The following is a 14919-nucleotide window of genomic DNA, read 5'->3' as shown; positions in this document are numbered from 1 at the left end:
GCGTGGATGGCAAGTGGTTGAATTGAAAAGAAATTTGCCTCGACAAGAGGCAGCCTGGTGAGAAAGTGTCTATGAAAGCAGGTCTGTACCAACCAGATGAATTCAAGGATAACTGCGGTTTCGGCCTGATAGCCCATATGCAGGGCGAGCCCAGTCATACCCTTTTGCAAACGGCCATTGAGGCCCTGACCTGCATGACCCACCGCGGTGGGATTAATGCCGACGGCAAGACCGGTGACGGTTGCGGTCTGCTGATTCAAAAGCCGGACGTGTTCCTGCGTGCCATCGCCCAGGAAACCTTCGGCGTCACACTGCCCAAGCAATATGCTGTGGGCATGGTCTTCTTCAACCAGGACCCGGTAAAAGCCGAAGCCGCTCGCGAGAACATGAACCGCGAGATCCTGGCGGCCGGCCTGACCCTCGTCGGCTGGCGCAAAGTGCCGATCGACACCAGCGTCCTCGGCCGCCTGGCCCTTGAGCGCTTGCCACAGATCGAACAAGTGTTCATCGGCGGTGAAGGCCTGAGCGATCAGGACATGGCCGTCAAGCTGTTCACGTCCCGTCGTCGCTCGTCCGTGTCCAATGCCGCCGATACCGACCACTACGTCTGCAGCTTTTCGCACAAGACCATCATTTATAAAGGCCTGATGATGCCGGCGGACTTGACCGCCTTCTATCCAGACCTGAGCGATGAGCGCCTGCAAACGTCGATTTGCGTGTTCCACCAGCGCTTCTCCACCAACACCCTGCCGAAATGGCCGCTGGCTCAACCGTTCCGCTTCCTGGCGCACAACGGCGAGATCAACACCATCACCGGCAACCGCAACTGGGCCGTGGCCCGTCGCACCAAGTTCACCAACGATCTGATGGACCTGGAAGAGCTCGGCCCGCTGGTCAACCGCGTCGGTTCCGACTCCTCCAGCATGGACAACATGCTGGAGCTTATGGTCACCGGTGGCATCGACCTGTTCCGTGGCGTGCGGATGATCATTCCGCCTGCGTGGCAGAACGTCGAAACCATGGACCCGGATCTGCGTGCGTTCTACGAATACAACTCGATGCACATGGAACCGTGGGACGGCCCGGCCGGCGTGGTCATGACCGACGGTCGCTACGCGGTGTGCCTGCTCGACCGTAACGGTCTGCGTCCGGCGCGTTGGGTCACCACCAAGAACGGTTTCATCACCCTGGCTTCGGAAATCGGTGTCTGGAACTACCAGCCTGAAGACGTGATCGCCAAGGGCCGCGTGGGTCCGGGCCAGATCTTTGCCGTGGACACCGAAACCGGTCAGATCCTCGACACCGATGCAATCGACAACCGCCTGAAGTCCCGTCACCCGTACAAGCAATGGCTGCGCAAGAATGCCCTGCGCATTCAGGCGACCATGGAAGACAACGACCACGGTTCGGCGTTCTACGACGTCGATCAGCTCAAGCAATACATGAAGATGTACCAGGTCACTTTCGAAGAGCGTGATCAGGTGCTGCGTCCGCTCGGCGAGCAAGGCTACGAAGCCGTGGGCTCGATGGGCGACGATACGCCGATGGCCGTGCTGTCCCAGCGCGTGCGCACGCCGTACGACTATTTCCGCCAGCAGTTCGCGCAGGTCACCAACCCGCCGATCGACCCGCTGCGTGAAGCCATCGTCATGTCGCTGGAGATCTGCCTCGGTGCCGAGCGCAACATTTTCCAGGAATCGCCGGAGCACGCCTCGCGCGTGATCCTCAGCTCGCCGGTCATTTCCCCGGCCAAGTGGCGTTCGCTGATGAACCTCGATCGTCCGGGCTTCGAGCGCGCGATCATCGACCTCAACTACGACGAAAGCGTCGGCCTCGAAGCGGCGATCCGCAACGTTGCCGATCAGGCTGAAGAAGCCGTGCGCGCCGGTCGTACCCAGGTGGTGTTGAGTGACCGGCACATTGCCCCGGGCAAGTTGCCGATCCATGCTTCGCTCGCCACTGGCGCGGTGCACCATCGCCTGACCGAAAAAGGCCTGCGTTGCGACTCCAACATCCTCGTGGAAACCGCGACCGCTCGCGACCCGCATCACTTCGCCGTGCTGATCGGTTTCGGCGCCTCCGCCGTTTATCCGTTCCTGGCGTACGAAGTGCTGGGCGACCTGATCCGTACCGGTGAAGTGCTGGGCGACCTCTATGAGGTGTTCAAGAACTACCGCAAAGGCATCACCAAAGGCCTGCTGAAGATCCTGTCGAAGATGGGTATTTCGACCATCACGTCGTATCGCGGCGCGCAGTTGTTCGAAGCCATCGGTCTGTCCGAAGAAGTTTGCGAGCTGAGCTTCCGTGGTGTGCCGAGCCGCATCAAGGGTGCGCGTTTCGTCGACATCGAAGCCGAGCAGAAAGCACTCGCCGCCGAAGCCTGGAGCCCGCGCAAGCCGATCCAGCAAGGCGGCCTGCTGAAGTTCGTCCACGGTGGCGAATATCACGCCTACAACCCGGACGTGGTCAACACCCTGCAAGCGGCTGTGCAGCAGGGCGACTACAGCAAGTTCAAGGAATACACGGCGCTGGTGGACAACCGTCCGGTGTCGATGATCCGCGACATGTTCAAGGTCAAAACCCTCGACACGCCGCTGGACATCAGCGAAATCGAACCGCTGGAATCGGTGCTCAAGCGCTTCGACTCCGCCGGTATCTCGTTGGGCGCCCTGTCGCCGGAAGCCCATGAAGCCCTGGCCGAAGCCATGAACCGTCTCGGTGCGCGTTCCAACTCCGGCGAAGGCGGCGAAGACCCGGCGCGTTACGGCACCATCAAGAGCTCGAAAATCAAGCAGGTTGCGACTGGCCGCTTTGGTGTGACCCCGGAATACCTGGTCAACGCTGAAGTACTGCAGATCAAAGTCGCTCAGGGCGCCAAGCCCGGCGAAGGTGGTCAGTTGCCGGGTGGCAAGGTCAACGGTCTGATCGCCAAGCTGCGTTACGCAGTGCCGGGCGTGACCCTGATTTCGCCGCCGCCGCACCACGACATCTATTCGATCGAAGACTTGTCGCAGCTGATTTTCGACCTGAAACAAGTCAACCCGAAGGCGCTGGTCTCGGTGAAGCTGGTAGCAGAAGCGGGCGTCGGCACCATCGCGGCCGGTGTGGCCAAGGCCTACGCGGACTTGATCACCATCTCCGGCTACGACGGCGGCACCGGCGCATCGCCGCTGACTTCGATCAAATACGCGGGTGCTCCGTGGGAACTCGGCCTGGCTGAAACCCACCAGACCCTGCGCGGCAACGACTTGCGCGGCAAAGTGCGGGTACAAACCGACGGCGGCCTGAAAACCGGCCTCGACGTGATCAAGGCTGCGATCCTCGGCGCTGAAAGCTTTGGCTTCGGCACCGCGCCAATGATCGCACTGGGCTGCAAATACCTGCGCATCTGCCACCTGAACAACTGCGCCACCGGCGTCGCGACTCAGAACGAGAAGCTGCGCAAGGATCACTACATCGGCACCGTCGACATGGTGGTGAATTTCTTCACCTACGTCGCCGAAGAAACCCGTGAGTGGCTGGCCAAGCTGGGCGTGCGCTCCCTCGAAGAGCTGATCGGTCGTACCGATCTGCTGGAAGTCCTCGAAGGCCAGACCGCCAAGCAGCAACACCTGGATCTGACGCCGTTGCTGGGCAGCGATCACATCCCGGCAGACAAGCCTCAATTCTGCCAGGTGGACCGCAACCCGCCGTTCGACAAAGGCCTGCTGGCCGAGAAAATGGTCGACATGGCCACCTCGGCCATCAACGACATGAGCGGCGCCGATTTCGCCCTGGATATCTGCAACTGCGACCGTTCGATCGGCGCACGGATCTCCGGTGAAATCGCGCGCAAGCACGGCAACCAAGGCATGGCGAACGCGCCGATCACCTTCCGTTTCAAAGGGACGGCCGGTCAGAGCTTCGGTGTGTGGAACGCCGGCGGCCTGAACATGTACCTGGAAGGCGACGCCAACGACTACGTCGGCAAAGGCATGACCGGCGGCAAACTGGTCATCGTTCCGCCGAAGGGCAGCGTCTACAAGACTCAGGACAGTGCCATCATCGGCAACACCTGCCTGTACGGCGCCACTGGGGGCAAGTTGTTCGCCGCCGGCACCGCAGGCGAGCGTTTTGCCGTGCGTAACTCCGGCGCCCACACGGTTGTGGAAGGCACTGGCGATCACTGCTGCGAGTACATGACCGGTGGTTTCGTCTGCGTCTTGGGCAAGACCGGTTACAACTTCGGCTCAGGCATGACCGGCGGTTTCGCCTACGTGCTCGACCAGGACAACACCTTTGTTGACCGGGTCAACCACGAACTGGTGGAAATCCAGCGGATCAGCGGTGAGGCGATGGAAGCCTATCGCAGCCACTTGCAACGCGTGCTGAACGAATACGTCGAGGAAACCGACAGCGAATGGGGTCGTAACCTCGCTGAAAACCTCGACGACTACCTGCGTCGTTTCTGGCTGGTCAAGCCCAAGGCTGCCAACCTGAAATCGTTGCTTTCCAGCACCCGTGCCAACCCGCAGTGAAATGCGCCTGAAGAGTTTGATGAGGTTTTAACAATGGCTGAACGTCTGAATAACGACTTCCAGTTCATCGATGTCGGGCGCAAAGATCCGAAGAAGAAACTGTTGCGTCAACGCAAGAAAGAGTTCGTGGAGATCTACGAACCCTTCAAACCCCAGCATTCGGCTGATCAGGCCCACCGCTGCCTGGGTTGCGGTAACCCGTATTGCGAATGGAAGTGCCCGGTGCACAACTTCATTCCGAACTGGCTGAAGCTGGTGGCCGAGGGCAACATCCTCCAGGCCGCCGAGCTGTCGCACCAGACCAACACCCTGCCGGAAGTGTGCGGCCGGGTGTGCCCGCAGGATCGTCTGTGCGAGGGTGCCTGCACCCTCAACGACGGCTTCGGCGCGGTAACCATCGGTTCGGTCGAGAAGTACATCACTGACACCGCGTTCGCCATGGGCTGGCGCCCGGACATGTCCAAGGTCAAGCCGACCGGCAAGCGTGTCGCGATCATCGGGGCCGGTCCTGCAGGCCTGGGCTGTGCCGACGTGCTGGTACGTGGCGGCGTGACCCCGGTGGTGTTCGACAAGAACCCGGAAATCGGTGGCCTGCTGACCTTCGGCATCCCCGAGTTCAAGCTGGAAAAGACCGTGCTGAGCAATCGTCGCGAAGTCTTCACCGGCATGGGCATCGAGTTCCGCCTGAACACCGAAGTGGGCAAGGACGTGACCGTCGAGCAACTGCTCGAAGAATACGATGCCGTGTTCATGGGCATGGGCACCTACACCTACATGAAGGGCGGCTTTGCCGGTGAGGACCTGCCGGGCGTGCACGATGCGCTCGACTACCTGATCGCCAACGTCAACCGCAACCTGGGCTTTGAAAAGTCGCCGGAAGATTTCGTCGACATGAAAGGCAAGAAGGTCGTGGTACTCGGCGGTGGCGACACGGCGATGGACTGCAACCGTACGTCGATCCGTCAGGGCGCCAAGTCGGTGACCTGTGCGTACCGTCGTGACGAAGCGAACATGCCGGGCTCGCGCAAAGAAGTGAAGAACGCCAAGGAAGAAGGGGTGAAATTCCTCTACAACCGCCAGCCAATTGCGATCGTCGGTGAAGACCGCGTCGAAGGCGTGAAAGTGGTCGAGACCCGTCTCGGCGCACCGGACGCCCGTGGCCGTCGCAGCCCTGAGCCGATCCCGGGCTCCGAAGAGATCATCCCGGCCGACGCCGTGGTCATCGCCTTCGGTTTCCGCCCAAGCCCGGCGCCGTGGTTCGAACAGTTCGACATCCAGACCGACAGCCAGGGCCGCGTAGTGGCCCCGGAACAAGGCAAGTTCAAGCACCAGACCAGCAACCCGAAAATCTTCGCCGGTGGCGACATGGTTCGCGGTTCTGACCTGGTGGTGACCGCGATCTTCGAAGGCCGCAATGCGGCTGAAGGGATCCTGGATTACCTGGGCGTCTAAACCCGTTCCACCTGATTGAAATGCAATACCTGTGGGAGTTGGCTTGCCAGCGATAGCATCACCTCGGTCTAACTGACAAACCGAGGTGTCTGCATCGCAGGCAAGCCAGCTCCCACAATGGTTTGTGGTGTTGCGAAAACCGGGTTTCACCGCGACAAATTGACCCGATAGACAAAAGGCTGACCTGCAACCGTGCCTTTTGCGTCGCGCTCTGAGAAAATGCCCGCACTTTTTTTCCGGATGCCGACATGACTGCCCTGAAGAACGACCGTTTCCTTCGCGCCCTGCTCAAGCAACCCGTAGACGTCACCCCTGTGTGGATGATGCGTCAGGCCGGTCGCTACCTGCCTGAATACCGCGCCAGCCGTGCCAAGGCCGGTGACTTCATGAGCCTGTGCATGAACCCGGAGTTCGCTTGCGAAGTCACGATGCAACCGCTCGACCGCTATCCGCAACTGGACGCGGCGATCCTGTTCTCCGACATCCTGACCATCCCCGATGCCATGGGCCAGGGCCTGTACTTCGAAACCGGTGAAGGCCCGCGCTTCAAGAAAGTCGTCAGCACCCTGGCCGACATCGAAGCCCTGCCGATTCCTGATCCGCACAAAGACCTCGGCTACGTCATGGACGCGGTCAGCACCATCCGCCGCGAACTGAACGGTCGTGTGCCGTTGATCGGCTTCTCCGGTAGCCCATGGACCCTGGCCACCTACATGGTTGAAGGCGGCTCGTCGAAAGACTACCGCAAGACCAAAACCATGCTGTACGACAACCCGCAAGCCTTGCACCTGCTGCTAGACAAACTCGCGCAGACGGTCACCAGCTACCTCAACGGCCAGATCATGGCCGGTGCGCAAGCCGTGCAGATTTTCGATAGCTGGGGCGGCAGCCTCTCGGCGGCGGCGTACCAGGAATTCTCCCTGGCCTACATGAAAAAGATCGTCAGCGGCCTGATCCGCGAACACGAAGGCCGCAAGGTTCCGGTGATCCTGTTCACCAAGGGCGGCGGTTTGTGGCTGGAAAGCATCGCCGACGCTGGCGCTGATGCCTTGGGTCTGGACTGGACCTGCGACATCGGCAGCGCCCGTGATCGCGTCGGCAACAAAGTCGCGCTGCAAGGCAACATGGACCCGACCGTGCTGTACGCCAAACCGGAAGCCATTCGCACCGAAGTCGGGCGCATCCTCGCCAGCTACGGCAAAGGCAGCGGCCACGTGTTCAACCTGGGTCATGGCATCACCCCGGAAGTTGATCCGGAACACGCGGGTGCGTTCTTGCGCGCGGTGCATGAGTTGTCGGCGCAGTATCACGAGTGATCGTCGTCCAATAAAAAACGCCCGGCTAATGCCGGGCGTTTTTGTTTGCACGATCCAATGTCGGGCGCAGATCAAATGTAGGAGTGAGCCTGCTCGCGATAGCGGTAAATCAGTCGCTGAATGTATTGGCTGACACTCCGCTATCGCGAGCAGGTTCACTCCTGCATGGGTTATGCGTCAGGCTTTCACTCCGCTCAGGGGCGGCAACTTCGCCAGTTTCAACGCCACTAGCAGCGCAATCACCAGCAACCCGCCAATGAACAACCCGATTCCGTTCCAGCCACCCAAATGCCAGAACACGCCCCCGGCAGTACCCGCAATGCTCGACCCGGCGTAATAGCTGAACAGATACAGTGAAGACGCCTGCCCCTTGGCCTTGATCGCCCGACGGCCGATCCAGCTGCTCGCCACGGAGTGCGCGGCAAAGAAGCCGAAGGTAAAGATCAGCATGCCAATGATCACTACCGGCAGCGGTGTGAACAGGGTCAGCGCCAGGCCGGCGAGCATCAGCACAATCGTCGCCCAGAGCACTTTGCGGCGACCCAGCTTGTCAGCCAGCGAACCGATCTTCGCCGAGCTGTAGATCCCCGAGAGGTACACCACCGAGAGCAGTCCGACGAAGGTTTGCTCCATGTGATACGGCTCGGCCAGCAAGCGGTAGCCGATGTAGTTGAACAGCGTGACGAACGCGCCCATCAACACAAAGGCTTCGAGGAACAACAACGGTAAACCGGCATCGCGAAAGTGCATGGTGAAGCCGTCGAGCAAGCTGCGCGGGTGCAGCGAGCGGGCGCGAAAGTTACGGGATTCGGGAAGGATTTTCCAGAACACCGCTGCGGCGATCAGCGCCAGGCCGCCGATCACCAGCATCGCCGTGTGCCAGCTGACGAAGTCGATCAACACGCCGGTGATCAAGCGCCCGCTCATCCCGCCAATCGCGTTGCCGCCGATGTACAAACCCATGGCCAGGCCGATGTGCTGTGGGTGAATCTCTTCGCTCAGGTACGTCATGGCGACCGCTGCCAGGCCGCTCAATGACAAACCGATTAGTGCGCGCATCACCAGCACGCCGTGCCAGCTCGGCATCATCGCGCTGGCCATGGTGCACAGCGCGGCGGCGAACAATGCGGCAACCATCACCGGTTTGCGGCCAACACGGTCGGAGATCGGGCCGGTGATCAGCAGGCCGATGGCGAGCATGCCGGTCGCGACCGACAGGATCAGGCTGCTCTGCGCCGCGTTGATCGAGTACTCGTGGGACAGCAGCGGCATCATCGGTTGCACGCAATAGAGCAACGCGAAGGTCGCGAAGCCGCCGGAGAACAGCGCCAGCACGGTGCGCATGAACATCGGCGTGCCTTTTTCGATGTAAATCTCCTTCAGCTCGGCGACGACATCGTCCGCCGCGGCGGGCGGAACTTCATGGGCGAGTGGAGCGACAGCAGTTTTCACGTTGAACCTCGGAGGGACGCAGCCGGGCAGGCAATGAAAAAATCATATAGCTGCCTAATGATTCAATCCAATATATTGTTCGACCTGTTTGAGAGCTTTTACGACCTAATGGGGTTTTCATGGAATTGCGTCACCTGCGCTACTTCATCGCCGTCGCCGAAGAACTGCACTTTGGCCGCGCCGCTCAGGTGCTGGGCATCTCTCAGCCGCCGCTGAGCCAACAGATTCAGGCACTTGAGGCCGAGGTTGGCGCACGCTTGTTCGAGCGAACCAATCGTCGGGTCGAGCTCAGCGAAGCCGGTCGGTTGTTTCTGCAAGAGGCGCGATTGGCGCTGGCGCAAGTCGACAAAGCCGCCGACGTGGCGCGGCGTGCGCAACTGGGTGAACTCGGTGAACTGAAGATCGGTTTCACGTCCTCTGCACCGTTCAACTCGACCATTCCTCAGGCGATTTTTTCGTTCCGCCAGCGCTTCCCGGCGGTGCACCTTAATTTGCGGGAGCTGAGCAGCACCCAGGTCGCCGATGCGCTGGTCGACGAGTCGATCGAGGTCGGCATCATGCGACCGTTGGGGTTGCCGGATTCCCTCAGCGTCGTGGAGCTGATGCGCGAGCCACTGGTGGCGGTGCTCAGCTCCAAGCACCCCTTGGTCAATGGCAGCGAAGATGGACTGTTTCTGTCAGCACTGGCCCTCGAGCCTTTCGTCTTTTTCCCACGCAGCTATGGCAGCGGTCTCTACGCACAATTGCTCAGCCTGGCCCGCGATGCGGGTTTCAGTCCGCACTTTGCGCAAGAGGCGGGCGAGGCGATGACCATTATCGGCCTGGTAGCAGCGGGGCTTGGGGTGTCGGTGCTGCCGGCGTCGTATCAGCGGATGCGCATCGATGGCGTGGTGTATCGACCGTTGCTGGACCCCGCGGCGGTGTCGGCGGTGTGGCTGGTGCAGCGCAAGGATCAGAAATCGCCGATGGCCAAGGCGTTTGTCGAGTTGTTGACGCGTAAGGTTGAAGGGACTTAAGCGTGGGGACACTTCAGGCCTAGCGAGGCGAATGGCCAGTCGTTGCCCTGAGTTCTGTTTCGCGCAATACTCGCGCCGTTCCCGAAAGGGGCTTGTGAGACTCTGAGGATCCTGGGCACCCAGCCATCGCAGAGCCAGACAGGTACAGGGCGATGACAAGCCGGCCTGTTTGTGAAGGGGCGCCGAAAGGCGCCCTTTGTCGTTTTAGCATGACCCACTTCAGTCTATTTGTACCCGATCCCCACGCAACACCACCTCGGACGCTATCGCCTTCAGCACTTCTGATGCCGCGAAAATTCACGCCTTGGTGCTTGCCATGTTTTTTTGATACATCCCTTCGCCTTTTTTCTGATCAGCCGATAACGGTTTCGGACTCATCACAAACAATGGAGATACAGGATGTTCAAGCAATTAACTTTTACCGCGTTGCTGGCCATGATGGCGCTGACCGGTGGTTGTGCTTCGGTAAAAATGGCGGATGACACTCAGGACGCTCAGGCGAAGACCTTCCAGGTCGCCCCGGACAAAGCCAACATCTACGTTTATCGCAACGAGAGCATGGGCGCTGGGGTGAAAATGCCGGTGACGCTGAACGGTAAACCGGTCGGCCAGACCGTCGCCAAGTCGTACCTGATGTTGGCCGTCCCGGCTGGTCAGCAGACCCTGGTGTCCTCGGCGGAAAACGATTCCGAACTGAAACTCACCGCAGAAGCCGGCAAGAACTACTTTGTCTGGCAGGAAGTGAAAGTGGGCTTCATCAAGGCACGCAACAACCTGCAAGTGGTTGATGACCAGACCGGTCGTGCTGGCGTTGCTGAAAGCAAGTTGATTCAAGCTCAGTAAGTATCGGGACGGTCCCTGCATCCAGTGCAGGGGCCGTACCAAGCAACATCACACCCGTCGCGCTAACTCATCCCCCATCGCCACGCCACACTCCCTTCTTGAGTAGATCCTGATAGCGCTCGCTTTCGCTTATGTGGCAGTCCAGCACCGGCCATGACAAACAACGCAAAAGCGTCATTCCTTTTACTCCAAACGTAGTTCAGGTCAGCGCCAACGACGGAAGATCAATGAGGTGTTGACGCCACCAAACGCGAAGTTGTTGTTCATCACGTATTCATTACTCATCTGCCGAAACTCCCCGCGCAAGTAGTCGAGCTTGCCGCAATGCGGATCGACCTCGTCGAGGTTCAACGTGTGGGCATACAAATCGCGGTTCATCATTTCGATGCTGAACCAGGACTCCAGTGCACCGCAGGCGCCTAGCGTATGACCGAGGAAGCTTTTCTGCGAACTGATCGGCATGTGTTCGCCAAACAACGCGCTGGTGGCCAGTGTTTCAGCAATGTCGCCCTGTTCTGTGGCAGTGCCGTGGCCGTTCACGTAGCCGATGTCCGACGGTTGCAGTCCGGCGTCTTCCAGCGCGAGCTCCATGGCCCGGCGCATGGTCAGTTGCTCGGGACGGGTGGTGTGCTGACCGTCGGCGTTGCTGCCGAAGCCGACGAGTTCGGCGTGGATGCGCGCGCCGCGAGCCAGTGCGTGTTCCAGCTCTTCAAGCACCAGCATGCCGCCGCCTTCACCGATCACCAGACCGTCGCGACCCTTGTCATAAGGACGAGGGGTGGATTGCGGGGCGTCGTTTTTCAGGCTGGTGGCGTACAGCGCATCGAAGACCATGGCTTCGGTCGGGCACAGCTCTTCGGCGCCGCCCGCCAGCATCAGCGGCAGGCGGCCGAATTTGATCGACTCATAGGCGTAACCGATGCCCTGGCTACCGCTGGTACAGGCACTCGACGTCGGGATCAAACGGCCGGTGAGGCCGAAGAAAATGCTGATATTCGCAGCTGTGGTGTGCGGCATCATCCGCACGTAGGAGTTGGCGTTCAGGCCTTCGGCCACCGAGTTGAGCAGCATGTTGCCGAATGCCTTGATCTCGTCGGTGCTGCCGGTGGACGAGCCGCACGCGACGCCCATGCGCCCGTCCTTGATCGACTCGTCGCCCAGCAATCCGGCATCGGCCAGCGCTTGCTCGGCCGCGCCCACCGCAAGCCGCGACACCCGGCCCATGCTGCGCAATTGCTTGCGGGTCCAGTGGCTCGGGATCTTGAAGTCATCGATCGGGCCGGCCAGGCGCGTGTTGAGTTCGGTAAAGCGATCCCACTCGTCCATGCGCCGAATGCCGCTGCGATTGGCCGCAAAGTGCCCTGCGATGGTGTCCCAGTCGCTGCCCAGTGAAGTGATGCCGGCCATGCCGGTGACGACAACGCGCTTCATCAGCACAGGCCTCCATTGACGGCCAGAACCTGCCGGGTGATGTACGAGGCTTCCGCCGAAATCAGGAAATTCACCGCGCCAGCCACCTCTTCCGGGGTGCCCATGCGTTGTGCGGGGATCATTTTCATCAGTTCTTCCACGGGCACGTTTTCGTCGAGCATGGCGGTGTCGATCAGGCCGGGCGCGACACAGTTGACGGTGATTTTACGCTTGCCCAATTCAATCGCCAGCGCCTTGGCTGCGCCGATGAGGCCGGCCTTGGAGGCGCTGTAGTTGACCTGGCCACGGTTGCCGATCAACCCCGACACCGAAGTGATACAGACAATTCGCCCGGCGGCGCGACGACGGATCATCGGCATCATCACCGGGTGCAGCACGTTGTAGAAACCGTCGAGGTTGGTGCGCATCACCACATCCCAATCATCCTCGCTCAGCGCCGGAAAAGCACCGTCGCGGGTCAGGCCGGCGTTGAGCACCACGCCGTAATAGGCGCCGTGGGCTTCGACGTCGGCTTCGAGAATGGCTTTGCAGCTGGCACGGTCGGAAACGTCGAACTGCAGGACGCGTGCATGGCGGCCCAAGGCTTCGATTTCGCCTTTTACCGCGATGGCGTCCGCGAGGCCGCTGCGGCAATGCAGCACGATGTCGTGCCCGGCCTGAGCCAGGCGCAAGGCGATGGCGCGGCCGATGCCACGGCTGGAACCGGTGACCAGTACAGGTTCAGTCATGACTGGACTCCTTCGGGTTCATGTAGATATTGAGCGGCCTGAGGCGGACGAAACACGTTCAGGCGCGCGCTGGCGTGGATGCCCGGGGCGTTGATATGGCATTCGAACACGCCCATGCCATTGTCGTCTTCCAGCGAGCGCAGGCCGTGGATGGTCAGTTCCGTACCCGCCGGAAAGTGCTCGACGTTGCACTCGAATTTACGGCTGCCCAGCAGAAAGCCCAGCGCCACCGCATCACCGCGCTGGCGCGCATGGCAACCGGCGTAGGCGGCAACACTCTGGGCCATTATCTCGATGCCGACCCAGGCCGGCAGGCTGCCGTCGGGACGGTTGAACAGGCCGCCGGGTCTGACGGTGAGGCGGGTGTGAATCTGCTCGTCATCGAACGCCAGGATCTGCTCGATGAGGATCATGTCGCCAGCGTGGGGCAGCAACTCGGCGAGCGGCCAGTCAATCATGGTGCATCTCCGATAATCAGGCTGACGTTGTTGCCACCGAAGGCAAAGGAATTGCTCATCAAATAGCGAGGTGCAATGGACGTCAGGCGATCGGCCGGGGTCACCCAATGCAGCGCGGGCAGGAGCGGGTCGGGCTGGCCGTCCCAGAGATGAGGCGCGAGGGCGTGGTCGCGATTGTCCGGGCTCAGGCTCAGCCAACAGAACGCGGCTTCCAGAGCGCCGGCAGCGCCGAGGGTGTGACCGGTCATCGGCTTGGTCGATGAGCAGGGTACGCCTTGCGGGAACAGCGTCGCCACGGCGAGGCTTTCCATGGCGTCGTTATGCTGGGTCGCGGTGCCGTGCAGGTTCAGGTAATGGATCTGCTGCGGTTGCAGGTTTGCCCGGTTCAGGGCTTTGCTCATGGCTTGCAGTGCACCACGACCGGTCGGTTCCGGCGCGGAGATATGGTGCGCATCGGAGCTGGCGCCGCTGCCGAGCAAGGCAATGGCCTGGCCATCTCCTGCGTTTTTGCTCATCAGAAACAACACGGCGGCTTCGCCGATGTTGATGCCGTTGCGGTTGACTGAAAACGGATTGCAGCGTTGTCCGGACACCGCTTCCAGGGCCGAGAAGCCGTTGAGGGTCAGTTTGCACAAGCTGTCGACGCCGCCGCACAACACCGCGTCGCACAGGCCCAGGTCCAGCAGGCGCTGGGCACTCATCAGCGCCCGGGCGCTGGAGGTGCAGGCGGTGGAAATCACATAGGCCGGACCGCTCAATTGCAGCCAGTCGGCGAGGAAGCTGGCCGGCGCGCCGAGTTCCTGTTGCTGATAGTCGTACTCGGCAGGGAATTGATGTTCACGGATGTAATGGGCCAACCCACGGCTGGCCTCATCGATACCCGAGGTGCTGGTGCCCAGAATCACGCCGATCCGATCACGGCCGTAGGTCTGGATCGCCTGATCAATCTCGTCGCGAATTTGCAGTGCGGCGTCCATCAGCAATTGGTTGTTGCGAGTGTCTTGCACTTTCAACTCAAGCGGAATCGACGGCAGTTCGCCGCTCACTGCCGCTACCGGCAAGGCGCGCTCTGGCACCCAGCCGGTTTCGACGCGCAGGCCCGAGCAATCGCCGGCAAACAGATTGGCGGCAACCTCGTGTTTGCCACGACCCAATGCGCAGATCACCCCGAGGGCATTCAAGTAGGCTGTCATGGTGCTTCCCCGCTCAGCGGCGTGACTTCATACCGGGGCCCCTTGGGCAGGTTCAATTCAAAGGTCATGGGCTGTGAATATAAGACGTCCCAGTGTGTTGGCAGCGAGCGTTGCCTGCCGTGCTGCCAGGCAGTGGGGTAATTACCCGACAGTTCGTCCTTGGGGGTCAGGGCAAACAGCAACGCGGCGAACAGCTCCCGGGCTTCCGGGTTGGGCGGCAACAGACCATCGGCGTGCCATTTGCCATCGATCAGTTTCTGCCGCGCTTGTGGAATGCCCAGCAGATCCATCATCGACCAGCGAAGCCCCACCTCTTCCTGCTGGATCACCAATACCCAGTCCTGACGTTGCGCGGCTTCCAGGCGCTGGATGTGCAGTTGCAGCGGCAACGACAGCTTCGGGATGTGCTCGGGCAGCGGTGCCTGGCTGGCGCAAGCGCTCAGCAACAGCAGGCAGCCCAGGAGCAGAAAACGGATCATCAGGCATTACCTTCAAGGGAGTTGCACCGCAAAC

11 protein-coding genes are annotated in these 14919 nt (G+C 60.8%); 5 read left to right on the top strand and 6 right to left on the bottom strand.

The window, feature by feature from the left end; all coding sequences use genetic code 11:
* Positions 1–71: 71 nt before the first annotated feature.
* From gltB to hemE, 3 genes are all read left to right on the top strand, one after another.
* Entirely contained in the window at positions 72–4517 is a 4446-nt protein-coding gene (gene gltB / locus AB4N43_RS14580) for a glutamate synthase large subunit (RefSeq protein ID WP_027922092.1), read from the top strand.
* A 33-nt stretch (positions 4518–4550) separates the two neighbouring features.
* Complete coding sequence (locus tag AB4N43_RS14575) at positions 4551–5969, top strand: FAD-dependent oxidoreductase (RefSeq protein ID WP_027922091.1); 1419 nt, start codon at positions 4551–4553, stop codon at positions 5967–5969.
* Between the two features lie 248 nt (positions 5970–6217).
* Positions 6218–7285: a uroporphyrinogen decarboxylase gene (gene hemE, locus AB4N43_RS14570; protein WP_027922090.1), complete on the top strand. Its 1068-nt coding sequence runs from the start codon at positions 6218–6220 to the stop codon at positions 7283–7285.
* A 177-nt stretch (positions 7286–7462) separates the two neighbouring features.
* Here hemE and AB4N43_RS14565 read toward each other — a convergent pair whose 3' ends face one another.
* The gene (locus AB4N43_RS14565; RefSeq protein WP_460154179.1) at positions 7463–8737 is read right to left on the bottom strand and encodes an MFS transporter; all 1275 of its coding nucleotides are present in this window, start codon (positions 8735–8737) and stop codon (positions 7463–7465) included.
* Positions 8738–8856: 119 nt separating this feature from the next.
* On the opposite strand from AB4N43_RS14565, the gene AB4N43_RS14560 reads away from it, so the two are divergent.
* Positions 8857–9753 (top strand): LysR family transcriptional regulator, encoded by an 897-nt coding sequence (locus AB4N43_RS14560; RefSeq protein WP_027922088.1) that lies wholly within the window; start codon positions 8857–8859, stop codon positions 9751–9753.
* Positions 9754–10152: 399 nt separating this feature from the next.
* Positions 10153–10596 (top strand): DUF2846 domain-containing protein, encoded by a 444-nt coding sequence (locus tag AB4N43_RS14555; RefSeq protein ID WP_027922087.1) that lies wholly within the window; start codon positions 10153–10155, stop codon positions 10594–10596.
* Between the two features lie 204 nt (positions 10597–10800).
* Here AB4N43_RS14555 and AB4N43_RS14550 read toward each other — a convergent pair whose 3' ends face one another.
* From AB4N43_RS14550 to AB4N43_RS14530, 5 genes are read right to left on the bottom strand one after another with little or no spacing between them, the layout of a single operon-like run.
* Positions 10801–12027: a beta-ketoacyl-ACP synthase gene (locus tag AB4N43_RS14550; protein WP_027922086.1), complete on the bottom strand. Its 1227-nt coding sequence runs from the start codon at positions 12025–12027 to the stop codon at positions 10801–10803.
* Complete coding sequence (gene fabG, locus AB4N43_RS14545) at positions 12027–12755, bottom strand: 3-oxoacyl-ACP reductase FabG (RefSeq protein WP_460154178.1); 729 nt, start codon at positions 12753–12755, stop codon at positions 12027–12029. The genes AB4N43_RS14550 and fabG overlap by 1 nt, the downstream gene beginning before the upstream one ends.
* Positions 12752–13213: a hotdog family protein gene (locus tag AB4N43_RS14540; RefSeq protein WP_027922084.1), complete on the bottom strand. Its 462-nt coding sequence runs from the start codon at positions 13211–13213 to the stop codon at positions 12752–12754. The genes fabG and AB4N43_RS14540 overlap by 4 nt, the downstream gene beginning before the upstream one ends.
* Positions 13210–14406, bottom strand: coding sequence for a beta-ketoacyl-[acyl-carrier-protein] synthase family protein (locus AB4N43_RS14535; RefSeq protein WP_059181769.1), 1197 nt, complete (start codon positions 14404–14406; stop codon positions 13210–13212). Before AB4N43_RS14535 ends, AB4N43_RS14540 begins: the two co-directional genes overlap by 4 nt.
* Positions 14403–14885: a hypothetical protein gene (locus AB4N43_RS14530; RefSeq protein WP_027922082.1), complete on the bottom strand. Its 483-nt coding sequence runs from the start codon at positions 14883–14885 to the stop codon at positions 14403–14405. The genes AB4N43_RS14535 and AB4N43_RS14530 overlap by 4 nt, the downstream gene beginning before the upstream one ends.
* Positions 14886–14919: the final 34 nt, after the last annotated feature.

This window comes from Pseudomonas sp. S2_B07 (assembly GCF_054668435.1).
This window is presented reverse-complemented; position numbering and strand designations above follow the sequence as displayed.

Excerpts from the sequence above, each read along its gene's own strand:
- AB4N43_RS14555 (WP_027922087.1), top strand. The coding sequence starts at position 10,153 with ATGTTCAAGCAATTAACTTTTACCGCGTTGCTGGCCATGATGGCGCTG.
- fabG (WP_460154178.1), bottom strand. The coding sequence starts at position 12,755 with ATGACTGAACCTGTACTGGTCACCGGTTCCAGCCGTGGCATCGGCCGC.
- AB4N43_RS14535 (WP_059181769.1), bottom strand. The coding sequence starts at position 14,406 with ATGACAGCCTACTTGAATGCCCTCGGGGTGATCTGCGCATTGGGTCGT.
- AB4N43_RS14575 (WP_027922091.1), top strand. The coding sequence starts at position 4,551 with ATGGCTGAACGTCTGAATAACGACTTCCAGTTCATCGATGTCGGGCGC.
- AB4N43_RS14550 (WP_027922086.1), bottom strand. The coding sequence starts at position 12,027 with ATGAAGCGCGTTGTCGTCACCGGCATGGCCGGCATCACTTCACTGGGC.
- AB4N43_RS14560 (WP_027922088.1), top strand. The coding sequence starts at position 8,857 with ATGGAATTGCGTCACCTGCGCTACTTCATCGCCGTCGCCGAAGAACTG.
- AB4N43_RS14540 (WP_027922084.1), bottom strand. The coding sequence starts at position 13,213 with ATGATTGACTGGCCGCTCGCCGAGTTGCTGCCCCACGCTGGCGACATG.
- hemE (WP_027922090.1), top strand. The coding sequence starts at position 6,218 with ATGACTGCCCTGAAGAACGACCGTTTCCTTCGCGCCCTGCTCAAGCAA.
- AB4N43_RS14530 (WP_027922082.1), bottom strand. The coding sequence starts at position 14,885 with ATGATCCGTTTTCTGCTCCTGGGCTGCCTGCTGTTGCTGAGCGCTTGC.
- gltB (WP_027922092.1), top strand. The coding sequence starts at position 72 with ATGAAAGCAGGTCTGTACCAACCAGATGAATTCAAGGATAACTGCGGT.